The organism is Acinetobacter colistiniresistens (genome assembly GCF_000413935.1).
Classification (GTDB): Bacteria; Pseudomonadota; Gammaproteobacteria; order Pseudomonadales; family Moraxellaceae; genus Acinetobacter; species Acinetobacter colistiniresistens.
In genome coordinates this window covers 134,403-148,806 of sequence record NZ_KE340381.1, presented here as the reverse complement: position 1 = coordinate 148,806, position 14,404 = coordinate 134,403, and the positions used below count along the sequence as shown (strand labels likewise).

Sequence of the window (14,404 nt, the reverse complement as noted above, 5' to 3'; positions counted from 1 at the left end):
TACTTGAGTGTTTTGATTGGTTAAAATATTTAATTAAATATAAAACAATAGTTTAATTTGTTTTATGTGTAAATATTTAAAACCTGACAAAAATGCTGCGTTTTTATTTAATTGCATTATCGATATTATATTCTTATTCAATAAATCAAATATGGTTTGGGGTTCGATATGGGTATGAAATGGTCTGTCGAATATAATACAGGAATCGAGGTGATCGATGATCAGCATCGTCGTATTCTAGATTATATTAATGAAATTGATGAATTAAATGAAGGTGATGATCGCGCCAAATTAAAAGGTATTTTAGATAATATTATTGATTATACCCAATCACATTTTACCTTTGAAGAAAGTTTGCAGGAAGAAGCAAACTATAAATATCGTGTACCACACAAGCGAGTGCATGATTTATTTATCAAAAAGATCGAGACCTATCGTCAACGTTTTGAGCTGGGGCAGGAAATTGATAGTGAACTGCATGAAGCTCTTTCAAAATGGTTGATTAACCATATCCGCCATGATGATGCAGATTATGTTGGTGCGGTGAAAGAAAATATGATTGGAATCATTAAAGAAAATGAAAAGAAAAAAGGGAAAAACTGGTTCGCTCGTTTCTTCTCATAATAATAAGATAATAAAAAAAGACTCCTTGTTATGAAAAATAATAAGGTTGGTATGAGTGATATACAGGGGGTCTAATGAATAAAATAATAACTGGTGCGCAGCAAATCATCTTAACCGGTGATTTGCTTTTTTCTTTCGATATCTTTTGTTTTGATTTTCAGGCGTGAGAAAGGCAAAATAGATTGAATATTTCATTGCAAACTCCATAAAGCGCAATGAGTTCAAAGATTTTTCAAGGAATGCATTATGCAGGACACAACTCTGTCACGCTGGTTGGCTCCAGTGATGGCGTTTTGCCTATCTTTTGTCATGATTACCACATTGGCTCCGACTGTGGGTATCCAGATTGACCGTCAATTTGATTTCTGGTTACTGTGGTTGGGAACCATGATTTTATTGGCATTACCCATTGGTTATCTTGAAATTGCTTTAGCAAAGCGTTCACAGACTACTGCGTTACAAGCACTTTCGGGCTTAACTCGTGATGCAGATGCTTCACCAAGATGGCGTATTGTAGGATGGTTGGCCGTTGTATTCGTACCTTTTTTTGCAGGTAGTGTGTTGACGACTGCAACGCATGTCGTTACACAGCAACTTAGCCTCGATTTACCGAATCAGGCGCTTTTTGCAATCTTTGCCATTGTCGCAGTTGGACTCTCTTTTATTCCTCGTCAGATTTTAATTGGACTCACAACCATCGGCGTACTTGCTGCATTTGTGCTTGCCAATGTGATGGGAACACATTTACAAGCTTGGCACTGGACGGGTGTCGAGTTCAAAGAGTGGGGTAATGCCACGGTATTGGCTTTGGTCGCAAGTGGTTTGGGCTTAGGCCTATATTGGCAAAGCAGTTTACCTGCGGTAAAACAACAGAATGCGGCAACAACAGCGGTTTTACCGATCTGGGTGGCTCAGTTACTCGCAGTGATTGCATTTGGTTTCTTTTCTGTTCAGGCTCAACTTCCTGCTTTGGCTTGGGTTTTTGCAGCAATTATGTCTGCTGCATTACTGATTCAGTTTGCAAAAGAACAATTAGCACAACGCCAGCTCGCGATAGTGGTGCAATGGGCAATCCTGCTTGCAGCAATTGCTGTGTGGGCAGCGCCACAAGTTGAACAAATTTTTAATACCTTGTTGATGTTATGGGGATTAGTGATTTGTCTGATTTATGCCGTATTTGCGGGGTGGATTATGAAGATCAGTCATCTTCGTAAAGCCATGGGTTTTAGTAATGAGCTGTTCTATAACGTATGGCGTATTGCGGTACGTTTAGTGCTACCACTCTCAATCATGATCGCAATCGTTGCGGTGGTTGGACAAATACTCTAATGGAACTAACAAAACAAGTTTGGGTGGCTTTTGCAACGCCTGAGCAGCAGTTTCATCTTGCTGTTGCATTTCGTGAAGGTATGACCGCACAGCAGGCAATTGAAGCGAGTGGTCTAGCTGAACAGATTACATTGCCAGAAGTTGTACATTTGGGTGTGTTTGGCAGCAAAATTGAAACCGATACCGTGCTTCAGGCAGGCGACCGAGTAGAGATCTACCGTGCTTTAACCATCAATCCGAAAGATATTCGTCGTAATCGGGCCGCTAAGAACCCAGTCGGACGTTTTATCAAAGGTAATCGTTTTAGACCATCAAGTTCATAAAAGAAACCCCTCACGATTGACTCGATGAGGGGTTTCTTTTTACGGGAAAGCCGTTATAGTGGTGGCGCAGTCAAAATGGCTTCTTTTGATGCCGGTAAACCAGGTTGTGATTCTGGAATCGTATCTAAGCCTTCTATACGTTCTACGTTACCATTCGCATCAAAATAAATTTTTAAATGTTGACCATGTGCTGCAGGTATTTTTGCTTTTTTCGCATAAGTGCCTGGGATATAGTTGTAGATGTAGTCCCAACGTTGTGGATTCAATGGATCTGTAACCGTTGGGCTGCCAAGCAAGAAACGGACTTGCTGAAAGCTCATGCCCACTTGTACTTGAGAAGCTTGTGCTTTGGTTAATGGTGTTCCTTGTGGAATATCGACTTTATAAACACCAAAGACTGAACAACCGCTAAGTACTGAAGTGACGAACAACGCCAGCATGATTTTTTGCATTTTGCTACACTATCCTGATAAATGATGATGCATTTGGTTCAAGGATAGATCATACTGCATCTAAACTCTATTGCCTATTCCAACTTAAGATTTGTTGAGAGACCTTTTTTTATGCCGATTTCCAATCAAGACTTACGCAAAGCTGGACTTAAAGTTACCCTTCCTCGTATTAAGATTTTGGAATTATTAGAAAATTCAAAACAACATCATTTAAGTGCTGAAGATATTTATAAAACTTTGCTCGAGCAGGGCGAAGATGTTGGCTTAGCGACGGTTTACCGTGTGTTAACACAATTCGAAGCTGCAGGTATTATTCAGCGTCATCATTTTGAAAACAATCATTCGGTTTTTGAAATCATGCAGGAAGATCACCATGATCACCTTGTATGCTTGAACTGTAACAAAGTTGTTGAATTTACAAATGATATTATCGAGAAAGAGCAACATTCAGTTGCAGACCAACATGGCTTTGCCCTAACTGGACACTCTTTAAACCTATACGGTTACTGTAGTGATGCAGAATGCCAAGAGGCTTATCGTAAAAAATAAGTGCTCTTGCGTTAAAAGCAAGAAGTTCACCAAAAGTGAACAAATAAAAAGGGAAGGTTACAAAAACCTTCCCTTTTTTTAATGGCTTAATTTGAATTACTGGCCATCGAAAGTGATATTGCGGCTAGCACTTAATAACTGGTCTGCGCCTTCTTCTGACAGTTTGATGGTGAGGCGTAGATCGTTTGGTGAGTCAGCATGCTTTAATGCATCTTTATAGGTAATCTGGCCTGCCTTATACAGATCGAATAAGGCTTGGTCAAAGGTTTGCATGCCCAACTCACGTGAACGTTTCATTAGATCTTTAATCTCATGAATTTCGCCCTTACGGATATAATCCGCCAAAAGTGGTGTATTAATCAAAATCTCAATCGCAGCGCGACGTGAATTCCCATCTGGGGTTGGAATCAGTTGCTGCGCGACGAGTGCTTTTAAGTTCAGCGACAGGTCCATATACAGTTGGCTATGACGGTCTGCTTCAAAGAAGTGGATGATACGATCGAGAGCTTGGTTGGCGTTGTTGGCATGCAGGGTGGCGAGGACCAAGTGACCTGTTTCTGCGAAGGCGATAGCATAGTCCATGGTTTCGCGAGAACGGATCTCACCAATCAAGATCACATCCGGTGCCTGACGTAGTGTATTCTTCAGCGCGATTTCGAATGAATCGGTATCAATCCCAACTTCACGTTGCGTGACAATACAGCCTGCATGTTGATGTACAAATTCGATCGGGTCTTCAATGGTGATGATATGACCCTTCGAGTTTTGATTGCGGTAACCAATCATGGAAGCCAAAGAGGTCGATTTACCAGTACCTGTTGCGCCGACAAAGATAATAATGCCACGTTTGGTCATGGCCAGTTCTTTTAGCACTTCTGGTAGTTTCAGATCATCCATGCTTGGAATATGGGTTTCGATCTTACGCAGTACCATACCTGGCATATCACGTTGCTGAAAGGCACTGACACGGAAACGTGCCGTCTTTTCACGGTTCATAATCGCGAAGTTACATTCACGTGTCTCGGCAAATTCTTTACGCTGTTTATCGGTCATAATGGATTGCACCAATTGACCGACAATTTCCCCTGAAAGCTTGCTTTTTGAAACCGGCACAATTTGCCCGTTAATTTTCATTGAAGGTTCAACATCTGCAGTGACAAACAAGTCTGATGCATTTTGTTGAATCATCAAATTGAGTAAATCATTAAAATCCATGATATTTCTCTAATCCATTTATTTTTATAGGAATGATTCAGGTTGCTTGGCTACAGTACGTGCTGTTTGTGGGCTGATTAAACCTTTAGACACTAGTGTTTTCAAGCTTTGGTCCAAGGTGCTCATGCCGTAGTTGGCACCTGTCTGGATGGCTGAATACATTTGCGCGACTTTGTTTTCGCGCACAAGGTTACGAATGGCCGGAATTCCAATCATAATTTCATGTGCAGCCACACGGCCACCACCATTCTTTTTCAATAATGTCTGTGAAATCACAGCTTGCAAGGATTCAGACAACATGGCGCGCACCATGTCTTTTTCCTCAGCGGGGAATACGTCGATGACACGGTCAATGGTTTTTGCCGCAGAGGTGGTATGTAGTGTCCCAAACACCAAGTGACCTGTTTCCGCGGCTGTGAGTGCCAAGCGGATGGTTTCCAAGTCACGCATCTCACCGACCAGAATGATGTCTGGGTCTTCACGTAGCGCTGAGCGGAGTGCTGCGTTAAAGCCATGTGTATCACGGTGTACTTCACGCTGGTTGATCAGACATTTCTTTGATTGATGAACAAATTCGATTGGATCTTCAACTGTTAAAATATGGTCATAACGATTTTCATTGATATAGTCGATCATCGCTGCAAGGGTGGTGGATTTACCTGAACCCGTTGGACCAGTCACCAGCACAATGCCACGTGGATAGTCACAAATTTCTTTGAAAATTGAGCCTAGACCCAAATCTTCCATGGTTAAAACTTTTGATGGAATGGTACGGAAAACTGCGCCTGCACCACGGTTTTGGTTAAATGCGTTGACACGGAAACGTGCAATATTGGGAACTTCAAATGAAAAGTCAGTTTCTAGATCTTCTTCAAAATCACGACGTTGTTTATCATTCATAATGTCATACACCAAGCGGTGTACATCTTTATGTTCCAGTGCTGGCAAGTTAATACGGCGGACTTCACCATCTACACGAATCATAGGAGGCATACCCGCTGAAAGGTGTAAATCTGAAGCACCGTTTTTAACTGAAAAGGCGAGTAATTCTGTAATATCCATAATTTCCCCGAAACAAACTAAAATGTCTCATTATTTTGTAGAATAATATAAGGCTTTCATGCAGGCATACCAACACCTGAAAGAATGTCTGAGCAAAAAAAGATTTCGTAAATGAGAACTGTGTCAATGAATCAATCGCAACAATCCCGTCAATCTGTTTTAAATCAAATAGAACAGGCCTGTCAGCATGTGCAACGAGATCCTGCAACAGTGCAGTTGTTGGCTGTTTCAAAGACACACCCAAGCACTAGTCTTCGAGCGATGTATGCAGTTGGACAGCATTGTTTTGGTGAAAATTATTTGCAAGAAGCACTAGAAAAAATTGAGGAACTGCAAGATTTAGAGATCGAATGGCATTTTATTGGTCATGTGCAACGCAATAAAACCAAACTTTTGGCAGAAAAATTTGATTGGGTTCATGGGGTTGATCGTTTGATTATTGCCGAACGGTTATCCAGCCAACGGTCAGAACAGCAAAAACCTCTGAATCTTTGTTTACAAGTGAATATCGATGGACAGGATTCTAAAGATGGTTGTCAGCCAGAAGAGGTTGCAGAGCTGGTTCAGCGAATTAGTCAACTTCCCAATCTACGTTTACGTGGCTTGATGGTGATTCCTACACCCGAGAATCATGCTGCATTTGCTGAGGCTAAAGCTTTATTTGAACAAGTAAAAGCTCAACATGTACAGCCGCAAGATTGGGATACCCTGAGTATGGGCATGTCGGCTGATCTGGACGCTGCGATTGCGGCGGGTTCAACCATGGTCAGAGTTGGAACAGCCTTATTTGGAGCGAGAGAAGTACTAAAGAAATAATAATTTCTGCTTTGGGTCGGGTATTTTGTGGTGAATCTGTAATCAATTAATTTAAGCTTAATTTTCCTCATTTATAACGCAAATATTTTAATATTTGAGTTTGTAATGTATGGATTTATTACATGTTTTTATTCTGGCGATCATTCAGGGCTTCGCTGAATTATTGCCTGTTTCTAGCTCGGCACATGTGATTTTAGCTGAAAAACTCATGGGCTATGATCCTTCTGCACCTGATATGACCTTCCTGCTGGTCATGTTGCATACAGGTACAATGTTTGCGGTTATTGTCTACTTCTGGAAGTCATGGAAAGACACCTATTTTTCTTCATGGGAAAGTTTTAAACGTCAGGCATGGTATGTTGTGCTAGCAACACTGATTACGGGTGTATTGGGTCTAGCATTGCAAGCTTTGATTAAACACGTATTTTTTGGTGGGGCGAGTAGTTTTGAGATTGAACATCTGTTTAGTAATTCAAAATTAATGGCAGCCGCGCTTGCCGCAGCAGGGATACTGATTATTTTATCATCGCGCTTAGATCGCGGACAGCAAGGCAATATCAATTTACGTAGTGCTTCGATTATTGGTGCCGTACAGGCACTTTGTTTGCCTTTTCGTGGTTTTTCCCGCTCGGGTGCGACGATTTCGACGGGTTTATTCTTGGGGGTATCGCGTCAGAGAGCAGAAGAATTTAGTTTTGCGCTGGCGGTGGTATTAACCCCAGCCGTTATTTTAAAAGAGCTGTATCGTTTAGTTCACGCCCAAGGTGGTCAGGCTGTTGCGAGTGGGCAATTATCACATGTCATTACTCCAAGTTTGCTTGGAATGTGTTTTAGCTTTGGTGCTGGTCTGCTTGCATTGAAATGGCTCTCTTCTTGGTTAGAGCATGGCCGTTGGCATTTGTTTGGCCTATATTGTTTAGGTTTTGCCGTTGTGGTGTTGTGTATTCACTAAGAGCGCATGATTGCCTTATATTTTCATAGGGAAGACAAAGTACTCCCTATGAAAATATATCATTCAATATTCTCAACATTACTTGCGAGCCAAGATTTCAACCTCGGATGAACCGAAGCTGTTGATTCTATGCATTCAGTTTTATTTACCCAACCACCTCAATTCGACTCGAACCTGACCCTACAGGCTGTACCTGAATCTGCACAGGAATCCGTTCGTGCATCTCCTGAATATGTGAAATGAGGATGACTTTGCGTCCTTGGCTTTGCAGCTGATCCAAGGCATTCATCACCATATGTAGCGAAGAGGCATCCAGCGTTCCAAAACCTTCATCAATAAACAGTGATTCGATTTTCATAGAACCAGATGCCATATTGGCAATCGCCAAAGAAATCGCAAGGGCTGTCAGGAAAGACTCACCGCCAGACAATGAAGCCACTGAACGGGTTTCTCCATCCATATCATGGTCAATGATGGCTAGGCTGAGGGAGTTATCCAAACGTTTTAAGGTATAACGCTGTGACAACATGCTGAGTTGCTGGTTGGCATATTCAAGCAGAATATCCAGATTATATTGCTGGGCTAAATCACGGAAATCCTTGCCTTTAGAATCACCAATCAAACTGGAAATTTTATTCCAGCGGTGTTCCTGCTGCTGAATCTGTTGGATTTGATCGGCAAACTGCTTTTGTTTGGCGACATTTTGTTGATGGACTTCCAATTTCAGTTTGAACTGATCACGTTGTTCAGCGTGTTGTTGCAACTGTTCATGATTGAGACGGATGTGCTCAAGCAACTGTGTTTGTTCAATGTGCGGTTGTTGTTGCTGATGAACCTCTAATTGCTGTTGCAGTGTTTTGAGTGCAGAGGCAGCCTCATTGAGTAAGCGATCTGCATTGTGTAGCGCTGTTCGAATCTGCTGTTCTTGCTCAGTACGAATGGCAAGTAAATCCGCGAATAGATGTTCTTCAAACTCAGGATGCTGGCTGAGCCATGCTCGAATTTCAGTTTTGGATTGGACAAGGCTAGTTTGTTGCTGCTGTTGCTGGGCTTTAAGCTGCTCCAGTTCATTTTTCTGCTGTTCGAAACTTAGACGAGCCTGTTCAAAAGCTTGCTTGATCTGCTGATATTGATGCTGTAGTTGCTGACGCTGTTGATCATGCTGATTTAACCATTCATTGGCTTTGAGTTCAGTTAAACCGGTCATGGCCACAATCAGCTGATGTGCTGACTCGGTATTGTGTTTGCCTTTAACTTCGATATCTTTAAGTTGTTGGTTAAACTCGGTATGTTGAGTCAGTAAACCGACTAAATTGGACTTTAATAAATTCAGTTGCTGTTCAAGCTGCTGTTGTTGTTTGCTGAGTGTTTCAGCTTGTTCAAGTTGTTGGGCACGTTGCTGCAAACGCTGCGCGAGTTGTTGGGCATAGCCTAAGGTTTGTTGCTGCCATAGGCTTTGTTCATCACGCGTTAGGCAATCTACAACATGCTGAATCTGTTGTTGTAACTGCTGTACGCTTTCGAGTTGATAGCGGGTATTTTGAATGGTTTGGTTCAGGTTATAGTGATCTTTATTGGCCTGATGCAGTTGCTGTAACTCAAGTTCGACCTGCTGTTTGAACTGGATTGTCTCATTGATGCATTGCTGTTGAGTTGTGATCACTTCCGCATGTGGCTGAGTTAAATCTAACGGGATGTCGAACTGTGCTGCATGTTTGACTAATTCCTGATATTGCAGCTTGAATTTATCATCCGCTTGTTGCATGGCAGATTGCAATTGGGTTAGTTCGGTACGAATCTGGGTAAATTTCTGCTGTGTGTTTTGCCAAAGCTGAAAACAGTGTTGTTCTTGTTGAATGGCCTGTTGCTCTTGCTGTTGTTGCAGCTCATACAAGGCTTTAGAGAGCTGACTGGCATCATCTCGATAGGGATGTTCGGTGCTGCCACAGACCAGACAAGCTTCGCCGTGTTTGAGTTCAGCACGCAGATGTTCGATATTTTCAGCATGCAATAAGCGTTGTTGTTGCAATATTTGCTGTAATTTTTCCCGTTCATTCTTGGCAGATTGGAATTCGACTTCACTTGTTTGCAGTTGTTGTTCCACCTGCTGATATTGTTGCTGTGTGGTACTGAGCTGCTGAGTCAGTGCTTCGTACTCTTTTTTAAGTTCAAAATAATGCTGTAATTTTTGTTGAATCAGATCCAGTTGATTTAGTCGAGCTTGTTGTTGCTCTCTGAGTTTTTGTTTCTGCTCAATTTGGTTTTCAATCTGTTGTGGTGGACCAAATTTTTGAATCAGCTCATTCAACACGATCTGATCTTGTTCAAGCTTGGATTGTGCCTGTTGAATCGAACCTAAATTCTGTTCGACTTTTTGGTATTGCTGAATAAATTGCTTGAGTTGCTGAATATGTGCATTCAAGCCTTTATCTAAAGTGGAGAATTGTGCGCTCTGTTGCAGCTGATCAGAGCAGCTTTGTTGTTGTATGGATAGACTGTGGCGACTTTGTTCAAACTGCTGTTGTTGCTCAAGCAATGGTTGTTGTTGCGCTTCGTTTTGGTTTAAGCGGACTTTGGTTTTCTTATATTCATCGGCAATATATTCACGTTCCTGTACATATTTACGCACTTGAGTGAGTTCATGCTGATGGTTTTGTTCAAAGCTTTGAAATTGCTGTAAGGCCGTTTCAGCTTGGGTATAAGCTGTTTTTTCTTGCTCAAATTGAGTGCTTAACGTCGTAAAGTGCTGCTGCTTATGTTGAATCTGCGGCTCAAGCTGTTGTAGTGCTTTTTCCAGTTGTTGCTGTTGGAACACAATCGGACGAATACCTGAAAAGGTTTCGAGTTGGCTGAGTCGATTGCGATCTGCTGCTAATGCATCATGTGCTTGAATTTGAATGTCATGCTGTTGCTGTTTCAGTGTGATTTCAGTTTGAAGTTTCTGTTGCTGTTCAAACCATTGTTGCTGTTGATTGAGCTGAACTTTGTCGGCTTCCAACTGTTGAACCCGTTGTTGTATCTGCTGGAATTGAGCCTGTAATTCGGCAACTTCTTCATCTGAACGGATTTCAATATGACCGAGCACATTTTCCAATTGCTTGCGCTGGTTGCTGATTTCACGGGTCTTTTCAAAAGCCAGTTGTCCAATTTTGGCAAAAATACTGGAGTTGGTCAGATATTCGAGTAATTCACCACGCTCATTATCGCGTGCTTTTAAAAATGCGGTGACTTCAGATTGAGCGAGCAATACTGCACGGGTAAATTGTTCAAAGCTGAGTTGGGTAATCTGTTGAATATGTGCTTCAACTGCTTTGCTTTTGTCTGCAACGACCACACCATCGGTCAGGCATTTGAGTGAGCGTTGTACACTTTGCAGTTTGCCACTGGCATTTTCACGGGCGCGTTTAATTTCCCAACGTGCAAGGTAATGTTTTTGGTCTTGCGCCACAAAACACAGTTCGGCAAAACCATGTCCTGTACCGCGACGTAGAACCGTTAAAGGGGAGTTGGTTAGCAGTTCAGAACCATCGACATCTAACAGCTTACCGTCACTCTCTTTGAGGCGAGGAATTTTATTAAATAACGCCAGACACATGGCATCTAAAATCGTGGATTTACCCGCGCCGGTTTTTCCAACAATGGCAATCAGTCCAGCACTGGCCAAAGGCTCAGTTTCAAAATCAATAAAATGCTCATCTGCCAGAGATGCCAAATTTTTCAGTCGAATTGATAAAATTTTCATGGCAGGTCCTTAAACAGTCTGATCATCTTCAAGTTGCTTTTGCGCTTCTGCGACCAAACTCATAAAGTCTTTGGTGACTTCATCATCGGCGTGATAGCCCTTTTTCTCCCAAATTTGCTGAAATAGTTTTTCGGGTGTCGGTGGTTCTAAACTAATACTTTGCTTGTGCTCGGCAGTGCTTTCATTGGAGAGATATTGTCTGGAAATGCGCACCAGCCGATAACGATCTTTCGGCAAGGCATCTTCAAACTGTTGTCGTAAATTGGGTTGTGGTGGGGTCGCGGTATGATATTCGATATCGACATATTCACGATGCTCGAGATTTTCGATCGGTTCATTTGGCAGATTGCGCAGGCGTTGCATGACTGCGCTGAGTTCATCTTTAATTTTATGTAGTTGAATACTTCGGGGTATTGGCAGAGCTTCAAAGCTAAACGCGTCTTCACTTTTTTTAGGGTCAATCGTCACTTCAACCACTTGGTGATTATATTTGATTTCACTAAATGACAGAGGAATAGGTGAACCGCTATAACGAATATGTGGATGCTGTACCTTTTGTGGTTTATGCAAATGTCCCAGCGCCACATAATCAATACTGTCGTCGAACAGTGCTGTAGACAATGCTTCTTCATTACCAATGATAATCGGCCGTTCTGAGTCCGAAGTTTCTCCACCTTGCATATGCGCATGTGACATTAGAATTAAGGCCTGATCATCGGTTTTACGGCGTTTGGCTTCTTCGATTAACTGTTGATGTAAATAAGCAATCGCATTTTGACTGTTGGTGGTGTGTTCATTAAAGCCTGTGATTTCAGCTGAACGTAGAAATGGCAGGGCAATACACCACGCCATAATCTGTTTTTGCTCATCATAAATCGGCAAAATTAAACGTTCTAAATCGAGGGTCTTATCTTGATTCCAACGAATCACCCCAACGGTTTTGGCATTATATTTTTCTAAAAGAGGCTCAACCTGTTCAATGCGATAACCCGAGTCGTGATTGCCTGCAATCATCAAGGTTTGCATGTGTGGGGCAAGCTCATGAGCATCGGCAAGGAACTGATACAGTTGTTTTTGTGCCTGTGAGCTGGGATTAATCACATCAAAAATATCGCCCGCAATCAATAAGGCATGTGGTTGTTTTGCTTTGATTTGCTCAAGTAACCATGCCAGAAATTGTTCATGTTCGTAGTGGCGGGAATGATTATAAAAAAACTGCCCCAAATGCCAATCAGACGTATGAAAAAAACGCACGGTCATAAATGAATCTAAAAATAAAATAAACCCGAATAAGGTAGCACGTATTTAGGGCGAAGGGAGCGTCTTGCTCAGTAGAAAAAGCACTACAAGATGCCGCTTGATCATTTTTAAGCGATGCTCTAGTTTGGGCTCCATAGCATTATTTTAACAATGAGGAATATAGAATGAGCTTAGGTCAAGTAAGCCGCGAAATTATTGATCACATCATGTTGATTGGCTTGGATCGAGTCGCAAAGCGCAATGCTTTCGATAGCCATATGATTCAGGATTTATCCCTTGCTTTAACAGAATATGAAAACAATGCTGAATTGCGTTGCGCCGTGATTTTTGCGCATGGTGATCATTTTACCGCGGGCCTAGATCTGGTGGAATTACAGTCTAAAATTTCACAAGGCATTTTTAATTTTGCAGCAGATCAGGTGAATCCGTGGGGAACAGGTGGTCGGCATCGGACTAAACCAGTCATTGTGGCAGTACAAGGGATCTGCTATACCGCTGGGGTGGAGTTAATGCTGAATGCCGATGTGGTGATTGCCAGTGAAAATACGGTCTTTGGTCAGTTGGAAGTATTACGCGGCATCATGCCATTTGGTGGTGCGACTGTTCGTTTCGTGCAGGCTGCAGGTTGGCAAAAGGCGATGCCTTATTTATTGACGGGTAAAACGTTTAATAGCAAAACGGCCTATGAACTAAACCTCGTCTCGGAGGTGGTGGAGTCAGGGCAGCAACTTGAACGTGCCTTGGAAATTGCTAAAGAAATCTGTGTTTCTGCACCATTGGCTGTACAGGCGTTATTGGCTTCTGCAACAGATGCAGTCGTGGAAGGGCAAACAGTTGCATTTGAAAAAATGAACAATTATTTAATGCCACTGTTTGTATCTGAAGATGCTCAAGAAGGGGTTCGCGCCATGTTAGAAAAACGCCCACCGCAGTTTAAGGGGCGGTAAATGACAGACCTTTGTGTAAGCACAGTGGTTTATTGAGCATGTTCGTCGATTTCGCAAATCCCAAAGGTATTATGATCGAGGTCGATGAAATAACCTTGCCAACAGCGGTTCGGGATCGCAAATTTTTCCATGGCGATACTCCCACCCAAGCTTAGAATTTGAGCTGTGGTAGCATCGAAACTTTCTACCTCGATGCTACAGGTAAAAGCATTGGTTCCACATCCTGTTGCTGGTGTTGCTACAGGACGTTGCAGTAAACCGCCGTAAATCCCCTCTGTGGCAATTCGATAGTACTCGATCGGTAAGTCGTGCACTTTTTCAAATTTCCAGCCAAAAATGGATTGATAAAAATGAATATCACGTTGTGGATTTGATGACTGGATTTCAAAATAAATAATACTGTTCATGGCGGCTATCCTTTTGTAGTTATTGTCTAGAAATTATTCTAAATAGATCGGGGAGGTTATAGATAACGATTTATGTAAGTAGATTCCTCAGGCCGCGTACTTGATTGAAAGAATGTAATTTATTCATTTAATCTTGATTAAAGAGATGAGGTTGAAATTGATGAATATCATTAAACTGGTCAATACACCAGAGCTTTTAGCGCAGGCTGCGCATTGGTTTTCAGATCAATGGGGAATTCCTGTTGAGGCCTATCGAGACAGCATAAAAACCTCGATTGAACAGCCAGAAGGAATTCCACAGTGGTATGTGATTCTAAATGAACAGCAGCAAATCATTGCTGGTACTGGGGTGATCGAGAATGATTTTCATGATCGCAAAGATATTAGCCCCAATCTATGTGCGCTATTTGTTGAAGAGGCTTATCGGAAACAGAATATTGCAAGGCAACTGTTGGACTTCGCACGTGCGGAAATGAAAAACTTAGGGTTTGAAAAGCTGTATCTGGTCACAGACCTAGATGATTTCTATGAAAAATGCGGTTGGGTATTTTTAACAAGGGTTAAAGATGATGAGGGTAAATTGATGAAAATGTATGTTGCTGATACGTTTTAGCATACAAATTTTAGGCAAATAAAAACCGACGATTCGAGTGATGATAAATCGTCGGTCAAAATCTTTTTCAATGGTTCTGGCTGCTAACACAACCATTGCGAAAGATGGAGAGT

14 protein-coding genes are annotated in these 14,404 nt (G+C 42.0%); 8 read left to right on the top strand and 6 right to left on the bottom strand.

What is annotated here, in order from left to right; genetic code table 11:
- Positions 1-168 precede the first annotated feature (168 nt).
- The 3 genes from F907_RS04780 to F907_RS04790 all read left to right on the top strand — a co-directional run bounded on the left by F907_RS04780 (position 169) and on the right by F907_RS04790 (position 2,276).
- The gene (locus F907_RS04780; RefSeq protein WP_005239202.1) at positions 169-624 is read left to right on the top strand and encodes a bacteriohemerythrin; all 456 of its coding nucleotides are present in this window, start codon (positions 169-171) and stop codon (positions 622-624) included.
- A 246-nt stretch (positions 625-870) separates the two neighbouring features.
- The gene (locus F907_RS04785) at positions 871-1,953 is read left to right on the top strand and encodes an SLC5/6 family protein (protein ID WP_016652843.1); all 1,083 of its coding nucleotides are present in this window, start codon (positions 871-873) and stop codon (positions 1,951-1,953) included.
- Complete coding sequence (locus F907_RS04790) at positions 1,953-2,276, top strand: RnfH family protein (protein WP_016652842.1); 324 nt, start codon at positions 1,953-1,955, stop codon at positions 2,274-2,276. The genes F907_RS04785 and F907_RS04790 overlap by 1 nt, the downstream gene beginning before the upstream one ends.
- 53 nt (positions 2,277-2,329) lie before the next feature.
- On the opposite strand, the gene F907_RS04795 is transcribed toward F907_RS04790, so the two are convergent.
- On the bottom strand, positions 2,330-2,728 hold the full coding sequence (locus tag F907_RS04795; RefSeq protein ID WP_005273396.1) for an outer membrane protein assembly factor BamE: 399 nt from the start codon (positions 2,726-2,728) through the stop codon (positions 2,330-2,332).
- 111 nt (positions 2,729-2,839) lie between these two features.
- Here F907_RS04795 and fur point away from each other — a divergent pair, with 111 nt between their 5' ends.
- Positions 2,840-3,277, top strand: a complete 438-nt coding sequence (gene fur / locus F907_RS04800) for a ferric iron uptake transcriptional regulator (protein ID WP_005239195.1) — start codon at positions 2,840-2,842, stop codon at positions 3,275-3,277.
- A gap of 96 nt (positions 3,278-3,373) precedes the next feature.
- Here the strand turns inward: fur and F907_RS04805 are convergent, their stop codons facing one another.
- A complete protein-coding gene (locus tag F907_RS04805; RefSeq protein WP_005239193.1) occupies positions 3,374-4,492 on the bottom strand; it encodes a PilT/PilU family type 4a pilus ATPase in 1,119 nt (372 codons plus the stop codon).
- 24 nt (positions 4,493-4,516) lie between these two features.
- Positions 4,517-5,554, bottom strand: coding sequence for a type IV pilus twitching motility protein PilT (locus tag F907_RS04810; protein ID WP_005273397.1), 1,038 nt, complete (start codon positions 5,552-5,554; stop codon positions 4,517-4,519).
- Positions 5,555-5,680: 126 nt separating this feature from the next.
- On the opposite strand from F907_RS04810, the gene F907_RS04815 reads away from it, so the two are divergent.
- Positions 5,681-6,370, top strand: a complete 690-nt coding sequence (locus F907_RS04815; protein ID WP_016652841.1) for a YggS family pyridoxal phosphate-dependent enzyme — start codon at positions 5,681-5,683, stop codon at positions 6,368-6,370.
- A 109-nt stretch (positions 6,371-6,479) separates the two neighbouring features.
- Complete coding sequence (locus tag F907_RS04820) at positions 6,480-7,322, top strand: undecaprenyl-diphosphate phosphatase (protein ID WP_016652840.1); 843 nt, start codon at positions 6,480-6,482, stop codon at positions 7,320-7,322.
- Positions 7,323-7,467: 145 nt separating this feature from the next.
- Here the strand turns inward: F907_RS04820 and F907_RS04825 are convergent, their stop codons facing one another.
- Both F907_RS04825 and F907_RS04830 read right to left on the bottom strand, forming a co-directional pair.
- Entirely contained in the window at positions 7,468-11,064 is a 3,597-nt protein-coding gene (locus tag F907_RS04825) for an AAA family ATPase (protein WP_016652839.1), read from the bottom strand.
- A gap of 9 nt (positions 11,065-11,073) precedes the next feature.
- Positions 11,074-12,324: an exonuclease SbcCD subunit D gene (locus tag F907_RS04830; protein ID WP_016652838.1), complete on the bottom strand. Its 1,251-nt coding sequence runs from the start codon at positions 12,322-12,324 to the stop codon at positions 11,074-11,076.
- 164 nt (positions 12,325-12,488) lie between these two features.
- Between F907_RS04830 and F907_RS04835 the strand changes: the two genes are divergently transcribed.
- A complete protein-coding gene (locus tag F907_RS04835) occupies positions 12,489-13,271 on the top strand; it encodes a crotonase/enoyl-CoA hydratase family protein (protein ID WP_016652837.1) in 783 nt (260 codons plus the stop codon).
- Between the two features lie 29 nt (positions 13,272-13,300).
- On the opposite strand, the gene F907_RS04840 is transcribed toward F907_RS04835, so the two are convergent.
- Positions 13,301-13,678 (bottom strand): VOC family protein, encoded by a 378-nt coding sequence (locus F907_RS04840; protein WP_016652836.1) that lies wholly within the window; start codon positions 13,676-13,678, stop codon positions 13,301-13,303.
- A gap of 160 nt (positions 13,679-13,838) precedes the next feature.
- On the opposite strand from F907_RS04840, the gene F907_RS04845 reads away from it, so the two are divergent.
- Positions 13,839-14,291, top strand: coding sequence for a GNAT family N-acetyltransferase (locus F907_RS04845; RefSeq protein WP_016652835.1), 453 nt, complete (start codon positions 13,839-13,841; stop codon positions 14,289-14,291).
- Positions 14,292-14,404 lie beyond the last annotated feature (113 nt).

Coding starts and splice junctions, on each gene's coding strand:
- F907_RS04780 (WP_005239202.1), top strand. CDS start 169: ATGGGTATGAAATGGTCTGTCGAATATAATACAGGAATCGAGGTGATC.
- F907_RS04785 (WP_016652843.1), top strand. CDS start 871: ATGCAGGACACAACTCTGTCACGCTGGTTGGCTCCAGTGATGGCGTTT.
- F907_RS04790 (WP_016652842.1), top strand. CDS start 1,953: ATGGAACTAACAAAACAAGTTTGGGTGGCTTTTGCAACGCCTGAGCAG.
- F907_RS04795 (WP_005273396.1), bottom strand. CDS start 2,728: ATGCAAAAAATCATGCTGGCGTTGTTCGTCACTTCAGTACTTAGCGGT.
- fur (WP_005239195.1), top strand. CDS start 2,840: ATGCCGATTTCCAATCAAGACTTACGCAAAGCTGGACTTAAAGTTACC.
- F907_RS04805 (WP_005239193.1), bottom strand. CDS start 4,492: ATGGATTTTAATGATTTACTCAATTTGATGATTCAACAAAATGCATCA.
- F907_RS04810 (WP_005273397.1), bottom strand. CDS start 5,554: ATGGATATTACAGAATTACTCGCCTTTTCAGTTAAAAACGGTGCTTCA.
- F907_RS04815 (WP_016652841.1), top strand. CDS start 5,681: ATGAATCAATCGCAACAATCCCGTCAATCTGTTTTAAATCAAATAGAA.
- F907_RS04820 (WP_016652840.1), top strand. CDS start 6,480: ATGGATTTATTACATGTTTTTATTCTGGCGATCATTCAGGGCTTCGCT.
- F907_RS04825 (WP_016652839.1), bottom strand. CDS start 11,064: ATGAAAATTTTATCAATTCGACTGAAAAATTTGGCATCTCTGGCAGAT.
- F907_RS04830 (WP_016652838.1), bottom strand. CDS start 12,324: ATGACCGTGCGTTTTTTTCATACGTCTGATTGGCATTTGGGGCAGTTT.
- F907_RS04835 (WP_016652837.1), top strand. CDS start 12,489: ATGAGCTTAGGTCAAGTAAGCCGCGAAATTATTGATCACATCATGTTG.
- F907_RS04840 (WP_016652836.1), bottom strand. CDS start 13,678: ATGAACAGTATTATTTATTTTGAAATCCAGTCATCAAATCCACAACGT.
- F907_RS04845 (WP_016652835.1), top strand. CDS start 13,839: ATGAATATCATTAAACTGGTCAATACACCAGAGCTTTTAGCGCAGGCT.